5 protein-coding genes and 2 pseudogenes are annotated in these 6447 nt (G+C 72.3%); 3 read left to right on the top strand and 4 right to left on the bottom strand.

The annotated features are described in order from the left end of the window. A pseudogene (locus E1300_RS52620) lies at positions 1–95 on the top strand (RNA polymerase sigma factor SigM); the annotation flags it as partial. Between the two features lie 57 nt (positions 96–152). On the opposite strand, the pseudogene E1300_RS20665 reads toward E1300_RS52620, so the two are convergent. Continuing rightward, positions 153–1511: pseudogene (locus E1300_RS20665) on the bottom strand (NDP-hexose 2,3-dehydratase family protein); the annotation flags it as partial. Between the two features lie 197 nt (positions 1512–1708). On the opposite strand from E1300_RS20665, the gene E1300_RS20660 reads away from it, so the two are divergent. Then, positions 1709–2749 (top strand): Gfo/Idh/MocA family protein, encoded by a 1041-nt coding sequence (locus E1300_RS20660; RefSeq protein ID WP_207399869.1) that lies wholly within the window; start codon positions 1709–1711, stop codon positions 2747–2749. Here the strand turns inward: E1300_RS20660 and rfbB are convergent. Both rfbB and E1300_RS20650 read right to left on the bottom strand, forming a co-directional pair. Then, on the bottom strand, positions 2703–3668 hold the full coding sequence (gene rfbB, locus E1300_RS20655; RefSeq protein ID WP_131758664.1) for a dTDP-glucose 4,6-dehydratase: 966 nt from the start codon (positions 3666–3668) through the stop codon (positions 2703–2705). The two genes, E1300_RS20660 and rfbB, sit on opposite strands and share 47 nt — an antisense overlap. Next, a complete protein-coding gene (locus E1300_RS20650; RefSeq protein ID WP_131758663.1) occupies positions 3665–4729 on the bottom strand; it encodes a glucose-1-phosphate thymidylyltransferase in 1065 nt (354 codons plus the stop codon). Before E1300_RS20650 ends, rfbB begins: the two co-directional genes overlap by 4 nt. A 173-nt stretch (positions 4730–4902) precedes the next feature. Here E1300_RS20650 and E1300_RS20645 point away from each other — a divergent pair, with 173 nt between their 5' ends. Further along, positions 4903–5892, top strand: coding sequence for a glutathione S-transferase C-terminal domain-containing protein (locus E1300_RS20645; protein ID WP_131758662.1), 990 nt, complete (start codon positions 4903–4905; stop codon positions 5890–5892). A gap of 10 nt (positions 5893–5902) precedes the next feature. On the opposite strand, the gene E1300_RS20640 is transcribed toward E1300_RS20645, so the two are convergent. Next, positions 5903–6370 (bottom strand): GNAT family N-acetyltransferase, encoded by a 468-nt coding sequence (locus E1300_RS20640; RefSeq protein WP_242619276.1) that lies wholly within the window; start codon positions 6368–6370, stop codon positions 5903–5905. Positions 6371–6447 lie beyond the last annotated feature (77 nt).

Below are 6447 nucleotides of genomic sequence, written 5' to 3'. Positions count from 1 at the left end.
CCTTCGCCGAGTTGGTCAAGCGCCACCGCAGCCGGATGTGGGCGGTCGCCAACCGCACCATGGGCGATCCCGAGGAGGCCGCCGAGGCTGTGCAGGCAGGCGACCAGGCTGCGCGCCTCCACGCTGACGTAGTGGCTGTGCCGCAGCAGCCCGACGAGCTGGTGCAGCGTCAGCCACCGGTAGTCGGGCCCCGGGTCGGGCGCGTGCCCGGCGTCCGTCTCGATGATCATGTAGCGGTTGCGGGCGTCGCGGAACCGGCCGCCCTCCTCCGACAGGACGCTCGCGAACCGGATCCGCTCGGGCGGCGCGGACAGCACCTCGTCCAGGAACGGAGGCCGGGCCGCCGCGGGCAGCCAGGCGTAGTTGCCCGGCGTGCAGCGCACGGTCGGGCCGAGCTCCAGGACGTCGCGGAAACCGGGCTGGACCCCGGCGTGCACGAGCGCGTGCAGCACCCCGTCCACCCGCTTGACCAGGAACGCGTTGACGCCGACCCCGATCGGCTCCACCAGCGGCTGGTCCCAGCGCGACACCTCGCGGTGCCCGCTCTCCACGCGCACCCCGATCACCCGGAAGAACAGCCCGGACTCGTGCTCGATCGTCCCGTCCCTGCGGTGCCAGAGCTCGGCGTCGCGCAGCGGGACGCGCCGCGCCGCGACCTCGTGCCTGCTGCGCGTCTCGGTAATCCAGCTCAGGATGCCGCCGATGTCGTGCAGCCCCGCGAACTCCTCGCTGTACGAGCGCAGCACGGACTGCCGGAACTCCTGCCCGGGGAACGCGTGGGACGACGACAGCCCCACCCCCGAGAACGGCAGGCACGACAGCACCGTCCGCGCGTCCATGTTGACCACCGTGTCGCCCGCCAGCAGCCGGTGGAGCTGGCCGAGGGTGAGCCAGGCGAAGCCCTCCAGCGGCTCCACCTCGTCCGTCGTCTCGACGATGATGTTGCGGTTGCGCTTCTGGAAGAACCACGACCCCTGCTCCGACTGGAGCACGTCCGCGATCACGTGGTGCCGGCGGGTGTCGCGGAAGTAGTCGAGGTAGGGGACCGGGGCGCCCCGGTGGACGCGCGTGTAGTTGCTCCGCGTCGCCTGCACGGTGGGGGAGATCTCCACGCCGTCGGGGTTGCCGGGCTCGTTCTTGGCCTGCATGAGGAAGTGCAGCACCCCGTCGATCTCCTTGGCGAGGATGCCGAGGATGCCGATCTCCGGTTGCAGCAGGATCGGCTGCGTCCAGGCGGGCACCGCCGCTCCGGCGACCTCGGCGGACAGGCCCGTCACCGCGAAGAACCGGCCGCTCTCGTGGGCGATGTCGCCGGTGGCGGGATCGGTGCGCCAGCGGTCCAGCTCGTCCAGCGGGATCCGCTCCACCCGGGAGGCGTCCTCGCGGCGGCGCTCGGCGAACCACGCGCGGAACCGCTCCAGCGTCAGGACGCCCTCGGCCGCCTGCGCCGACTCGGCGATCCGCACGGCCCTCCGGTGGTCGGTCGTCAGCGCCGCGAGAATCCCCGACATCGGTCCTCCTCGAATGGTCGGTACGGGAGTTTCCAGAATGCAGCCGCGGGGCTTTCCGCGGTGCCGCGCGACGATGTTCAGGGGACGCGTAGGGGGACCCTCCGGGGCGGAGGAAGCCCACGTCAGGGGGAATGCGACCCGTACCCCGCGCCTAGTCTCGTCGTGATTCGACCCTTCCGTGAATGGAGGCCGCGGCCGTGAATTCCGGACCACTGAGAATCGGCGTCATCGGCTGTGCGGACATCGCCTGGCGGCGCGCGCTGCCGGCGCTGGCCGCCCACCCGGACGTCCGGCTGACGGCGATCGCCAGCCGCGACCCGGCCAAGGCCCGGCGCTTCGCCGGCCGGTTCGGCGCCGAGCCCGTGACCGGCTACGAGGCGCTGCTGGAGCGCCCGGACGTCGACGCGGTGTACCTGCCGCTGCCCGTGCACCTGCACGCCGAGTGGATCGGGCGGGCGCTGCGGTCCGGCCGTCACGTGCTGGCGGAGAAGCCGCTGACGGCGTCCGCGGAGGAGACCGAGGCGCTGGTCGCGCTCGCCGAGTCGCGCGGGCTGGCGCTGCTGGAGAACTTCATGTTCCTGTGCCACTCCCAGCACGCCGAGGTCCGCGCCCTGCTGGCCCGGGGCGCCATCGGGGAGCTGCGCACGCTCACCGCCGAGTTCGCGTTCCCGCCGATGGCGGACGGCCGCAACATCTACCGGTCCGACCTCGGGGGAGGGGTGCTGACCGAGGTCGGCGTCTACCCGCTGCGGACCGCGCTGCTCTACCTCGGAGCCGACCTGGAGATCCGCGGCGTCTACGCGCACGTCGACGAGGCCCGGGGCGTGGACGTGTCCGGCGGGGCGCTGCTCGTCGCGCCGGGCGGCGTGACCGCCCACCTGACCTGGGGCGCCGAGCGCGCGTACCGGTCGCGGTACGCGCTGTGGGGCAGCACCGGGCGCATCGAGCTGACCTGGGCCTACACGCCGTCGGCGGCGCACCGCGCGGTCATCCGGATCGAGCACCAGGACCGCGTCGAGGAGCTGACCCTCCCCGCCGAGGACCACTTCGCCTCCGCCGCCGCGGCCTTCGTCGCGCGGGTCCGCGACGGCGTCCCGTCCGTCCTGGAGGGCCGGTCCCTGGTCGACCAGGCCCGCCTGGTCGACCGGGTGCGGCGCCGCGCGCTGGACCCGGCCGGGCCGGACGGCCCGGTCACACCAGCGGCTTCCACCAGTGGCGGTTCTCGCGGTACCAGGTGACGGTCGAGGCGAGGCCGGCGGCGAAGCCGGTCCTCGCCTCGAACCCCAGCTCGGCGCGGATCTTGCCGTCGTCGACGGCGTAGCGCCGGTCGTGGCCCTTGCGGTCGGGCACGTGCTCGACCCGGTCCCAGCCGGCGCCGGTCGCCGCGAGGAGCAGCCCGGTCAGCTCCCGGTTCGTCAGCTGCGTCCCGCCGCCGATGTTGTAGACCTCGCCGGGCGCGCCCTTGACGCGCACCAGCTCGACGGCGCGCACGTGGTCGTCCACGTGCAGCCAGTCCCGCACGTTCAGCCCGTCGCCGTACAGCGGGACGCGCCGCCCCTCCAGCAGCCGCGTCACGAACAGCGGGATGACCTTCTCCGGGTGGTGGTACGGCCCGTAGTTGTTGGAGCAGCGCGTCACCCGCACGTCCAGGCCGTGCGTGCGGTGGTAGGACAGCGCGAGCAGGTCCGCGGCGGCCTTGGACGCCGCGTAGGGGGAGTTCGGGCTCAGCGGCGCCGTCTCCGGTGAGAACCCCTCCTCCACCGACCCGTACACCTCGTCGGTGGACACGTGGACGAACGTGCCCAGGCCCGAGCGGAGCGCCGCGTCCAGCAGCGTGCCCGTCCCGAGGACGTTGGTGCGGACGAAGTCCCCCGCCGCCTCGATCGAGCGGTCCACGTGCGACTCCGCGGCGAAGTGCACCACCTGGTCGTGCGCGGCGACCAGCTCGCCGACGAGCGCGGCGTCGCAGATGTCGCCGTGGACGAACCGGAAGCCCGGATGGTCCTCGACCGCGGCCAGGTTCGCCCGGTTGCCCGCGTAGGTGAGCGCGTCCAGCACGGTGACCGCCGCGTCCCCGGGCCCCTCGGGACCGAGGAGCCTGCGGACGTAGTGCGAGCCGATGAACCCCGCGCCGCCCGTGACGAGGATCCGCGTCATGAGATCCGGACCCTGCTGTAGTCGCCGAGGACGAGCCGGTGCGCCGCGCGGGTCCGCGAGGCCGGGGTGACCTCGACGGCCCGTCCGACCAGGGACGCCTCGATGGGCCGCACGCCCTGGATGGACGAGCCGTCGAGCACGATCGAGTACTCGATCTCGCTGTCCTCGACGCGGACCCCGTCGGCGATGGAGGTGAACGGGCCGATGTAGGAGCCGGCGATCCGCGCGTCCGCGCCGATGATCGCCGGGCCCACGATGCGCGACCCCTTGACGATCGCGCCGGCCGCGATCCGCACCCGCCCGATGATCTCGGTGTCGGCGTCCACGTCGCCCTCGACCCGGTGCTCCAGGCCCTCCAGCACGGTGCGGTTGGCCTCCAGCATGTCGTCGACGTCGCCGGTGTCCTTCCAGTACCCCGTGATCGTCGTCGACCGGACGTCCAGGCCCTCGTCCAGCAGCCACTGGATGGCGTCGCTGATCTCCAGCTCGCCCCGCGGCGACGGCGCGATCGCGCGGACCGCCCGGTGCACCGCCGGGCCGAAGAGGTACACCCCGACCAGGGCCAGGTCGCTCTTCGGGCGGCTCGGCTTCTCCTCGATGCCGATGATCCGCCCGTCCGCGTCCAGCTCCGCGACGCCGAAGCGGGTCGGGTCCGGCACCTCGGTGAGCAGCAGCCGCGCGTCGGACGGGTCCGCGCGGAAGCCGTCCACGACGCCGGTGATGCCGCCGACGATGAAGTTGTCGCCGAGGAAGAGCAGGAAGTCCTCGTCGCCGAGGAAGTCCCGCGCGATGAGGACGCCGTGCGCGAGCCCGAGCGGCGCCTCCTGCCGGAGGTAGGTGACGCGCAGCCCGAACCGCGACCCGTCGCCGACGGCCGCCTCGATCTCCGCGGCGGTCTCGCCGACCACGATGCCGACCTCGGTGATGCCCGCGTCGGCGATCGCCTCCAGCCCGTAGAAGAGCACCGGCTTGTTCCCGACGGGCACCAGCTGTTTCGCGGACGTGTGCGTGATGGGGCGCAGCCGTGTTCCGGACCCACCCGAAAGGACCAGGGCTTTCATGATTCCCATCGTCCGGTGGAGCACCGCCGCGCGTTCCCCTGTCATTTCCCCCTGAACCCCTAGGGCCGCACGACCACTCCCTGCTAAATAGGTAGGGATAGTTGACTGAAAGGCCGCGGCGGTGATTCGCTGAGACCGCTTCCGCCTTCCCCTTGCGCCTTGGAGACGAACCGATGACCACGCCGACCGGCACCCCCGTTTATGCCGACCCGGTGGACCTCGACAAGCACGGTGTCTACGGAGCCACCGCGCTGAAGGTGGAGAACGGCGGCTGGAACCGCCCCCGCTACCCGTTCCAGGGCCGCATCACCGCCGACGGGTCGAGCGGCTACCCCGCCGAGCCGGGCCGCTACCACCTCTACGTCTCCCACCGCTGCCCCTGGGCGCACCGCGCCGCCATCGTCCGGATCCTGAAGGGCCTCCAGGACGTCGTCTCCCTCTCGTACGTCGACGACGAACGGGACGGGCGCGGCTGGGCGTTCCGCGAGAAGCGCGGCGCCGACCCGGTCAACGGCTTCCGGTTCCTGCGCGAGGCCTACGAGGCGACCGAGCCCCGATACGGCGGCCACGTGTCCGTCCCCGTCCTCTGGGACCGGGTGACCGGCAGGATCGTGAGCAACAACTTCTTCGACATCACCATCGACCTGGGCACCCAGTTCGAGAAGTTCGGCGACCCGGACGTCCGCCTCTACCCCGTGGAACTGCGCGACGAGATCGACGAGCTCAACGAGTACATCTACGTCAACTTCAACGACGGCAACTACCGGGTCGCCGGCGCCGCCTCCGACGAGGACTACGCCGTCCTGCGCGCCCGCGTGATCTCCGCGCTGGACCGGCTCGACGAGCGCCTGGCGTCCCGCCGCTTCCTGTTCGGCGACTCGATCACCGAGTCCGACGTCCGGCTCTGGGTGACGCTGGCCCGCTTCGACCTCACCTACAACCCGTTCGCCAAGATCAGCGAACGCCGCCTGGTGGACTTCCCGAACCTGTGGCCCTACGCGCGCGACCTCTACCGGCTCCCCGCCTTCCGCGAGACCACCGACTTCAGCGCGTTCACCCACCTCGGCCCGCCGTTCCTCGACCCCGCCGTCACCCGCATCGAGGTCGAACCGCACCGGGCCGACTGGGACGAGCCGCAGGACCGCCACCGCCTCGCCGCGTGACGGACGCCCGCTAGAGGACCTTCTCCATGCAGACCGAGAAGTCCAGCCACTCGTACGGCGGGAAGACCGGGATGTGCGCGTAGCCCTCGCGCTCGTACAGCCGGACGGCCTCCGGCTGCCGGTCGCCCGTCTGCAGGATGATCCGGGACGCGCCGAGGGAACGGGCCGCCCCCTCCGCCGCCGCCAGCAGCACCCGCGCGGCGCCCGACCCCCGGTGCCCGGGCGCGACGTACATGCGCTTCAGCTCCAGATCGCCGTCCAGCCACCGCAGCGCGACATGCCCCACCGCGGCGTCCCCGGCGTACGCGACCCCGACGTAGGCCACCTGCTCCGCCTCGACGCCGAGCGTGCTGTGCAGCCTCGACTCGGGCGCGGCGGCCCGCGCGAGCACGTCCGCCACCCGGTCGGCGTACCTGGCCTCCATCTCGGCCTGCATGGCCGCCCGCAACCCCGCCGCCGCCGGATCGTCCCAAGCCACGGACCGAACCTCGACACGCCCCGACCGCGAACCGGTGATCATAATTCCATGCTATTCAGGTAGGCAATAAGAGACAA

The sequence above is a fragment of the Actinomadura fibrosa genome (assembly GCF_900659615.1).
Classification (GTDB): Bacteria; Actinomycetota; Actinomycetes; order Streptosporangiales; family Streptosporangiaceae; genus Spirillospora; species Spirillospora fibrosa.
The sequence above is the reverse complement of the archived record's forward strand: the minus strand, read 5'-3'. Positions and strand labels throughout refer to the sequence as shown.

Coding starts and splice junctions, on each gene's coding strand:
- E1300_RS20650 (WP_131758663.1), bottom strand. CDS start 4,729: ATGAAAGCCCTGGTCCTTTCGGGTGGGTCCGGAACACGGCTGCGCCCC.
- rfbB (WP_131758664.1), bottom strand. CDS start 3,668: ATGACGCGGATCCTCGTCACGGGCGGCGCGGGGTTCATCGGCTCGCAC.
- E1300_RS20645 (WP_131758662.1), top strand. CDS start 4,903: ATGACCACGCCGACCGGCACCCCCGTTTATGCCGACCCGGTGGACCTC.